The sequence below is a fragment of the Actinoplanes sp. NPDC048791 genome, assembly GCF_040650095.1.
Lineage (GTDB): Bacteria > Actinomycetota > Actinomycetes > Mycobacteriales > Micromonosporaceae > Actinoplanes.
Map to the genome: position 1 here is coordinate 1 of NZ_JBEZGQ010001235.1, position 2,209 is coordinate 2,209.

Sequence of the window (2,209 nt, forward strand, 5' to 3'; positions counted from 1 at the left end):
CTCAGCGCGGACAACACCCTGCAACAGGGCCTGGACATGCTGCGCATGGTGGACGCCCTGCAGGACGGCACCGGCCTGCGGGCGCTGGGCCCGGACGGCACCACCCGTACCGGCGCCGACGCGGCCCGCCGGATGCTGGGCGCCGGCCACCTGGCCCGCACCATGCCGATCCTGCTGGGCGGGGCCAGCCAGGGCGCGTACGCGACCCAGTGGGCGATGAACGCGAACCTGCACCGCTGGTGCGCGCTCGACACGCCGGGGCAGCCCTGCTCCGAGCCGTGGGGACACCGCAACATCCGCGGCGCGCTCCTGCTCTCCGCCCAGTGGGGCTTCCCCTTCTTCGACCCGGGCGACCTCGTCTACGCCGCCGCGCAGGCCGAGGTGAACCACTTCATCTACGCACCCACCAGCGAACCTTTGGCGGGCCTGGGCGATTGGCCGGCCACCTTCATCGCCCAGGGCGCGTGGGACGAGTACCAGGGCCCGCTGGCGTCGTTCAGCGCGTACCGGCGGGCCGGCGGCCGGGCGGAACTGGCGCTGGTCCGCGGTCCGCACTCGGAGAACGAACACGGGCCGGCCAACGTGGCCTACGTACGGGAAAGGTTGGTGCGCTTCGCGGTGGCGACGGTGACCGGGGCGCCGGCCTCCGGGTCCCGGTTCGCCACGCTCCGGGACGCGATCGCGGCGAGCCCGCCGACGTGGGAGCCGTCGACGGTGCCGACCGCGGTCCGGTAGGGGGATGAGGCGGGAGGGCCGGCGGGTGCTGCCGGTCCTCCCGTCCCGCGCGTTTCCCGACGACGCCGAGCTGCGGAAGTCCTTGATCGGACGCTCGGGGGCGCCCGGTTTCGTGTCATGCTTTTCTGACGCCGAGCGACGAGAACCAGCTGCTGGAGCTGCTGGTGCCGCAGGTCGCCCGGGACGTGGCGCTGTCCGTGGTGGCGATCGGGCGTGACGGTGGCTGGCTGCCGCGCTGGGCGCTGGCCAACAGCGAGACCAACATCATGACCGGTGACCCGGTCACCCCGTTCCTGGTCGAGGCCTGGTCCAAGGGCCTGCTGGCCGGGCACGAGCAGGAGGCGTACGCGCTCCTGCGGCAGAACGCCACCGCCCAGCCGCCGGCCGGCTCGCCGTACAACGGGCGGACGGGTCAGGACTTCTACGCCGACCGCGGTTACATTCCGTCCGGGCTGAGCCGGGGCAAGGAGTGCGCCGACAAGGGCGGCGACAACGACTGTGACCACCCGGCCTCGGCCACCCTGGAGTACGCGGCGGCCGACGCGGCGCTCGCCCTGATGGCCAAGGGGCTGGGCCGGACCGCCGACGCGAAGCTGTTCGCCGGGCGTGGGCAGTGGTACCGCAACCTGTGGGACTCCTCGATCAAGCAGTTCCGGCCCCGCACGGTGGACGGGACGTGGTTGACGCCGTACGACCCGGTAGAGGCCGGACACCAGTTCCACGAGGGCGGGGCGTACCAGTACCAGTGGCTGGTGCCGCAGGACCCGGCCGGGCTGGTGCGGCTGATGGGCGGCCGGGCGGCGACCGAGAAGCGGCTGGACGACTTCTTCGTCTACGACAAGCTGCTCACCGATCCGGCCGGCACCGCGCGCGAGGACTGGATCGCCGCGCCGTACGACTACTACGGCAAGGCGACGTACAACCCGAACAACGAACCGGACCTGCTGGCGCCGTACATGTATCTCTGGGCGGGTGACCCGGCGAAGACCGCGACGGTCGTCCGGGCCGCGATGACGCTGTTCACCACCGGCCCTGATGGCATGACCGGCAACGACGACCTGGGCACGATGAGCGCCTGGTACGTCTTCTCGTCCCTGGGCCTCTACCCGACGATGAGCGGCGCCAACTTCCTGGCGCTGTCCAGCCCGCAGTTCCCCAAGGCGACCGTACGGACGGGCGGCAAGACGCTGACCATCACGGCGCCGGGCGCCTCGGACACCAACCGCTACATCCAAGGCATCCGGCTCAACGGCCGATCCGTCGGCAAAACCTGGCTCGACTGGTCAGCGGTGACCCGCGGCGGCACACTCGCCCACACGCTCGGCAAGAAGCCGTCGTCCTGGGGCACGTCGGTCGCGGCCCAGCCGCCGTCGGTGAACAAGGCGCCGGCGGACGGCCGTACCCATGTCGACGCCACCGTGCGCCCGGCCGGCGCGGCCCTGCCCGCCGGCTCGGCCACCGCCCAGCAGGCGGC

General features: G+C 72.4%; 2 protein-coding genes. Both read left to right on the plus strand.

Features of this window, described 5'->3' with window-relative positions; translation table 11 throughout:
* Nucleotides 1–735: hypothetical protein (locus AB0C29_RS44795; RefSeq protein ID WP_360833956.1), on the plus strand; the 735-nt coding region annotated here is incomplete at its 5' end.
* 164 nt (nt 736–899) lie between these two features.
* Nucleotides 900–2,209: glycoside hydrolase family 92 protein (locus AB0C29_RS44800; RefSeq protein ID WP_360833958.1), on the plus strand; the 1,310-nt coding region annotated here is incomplete at its 3' end.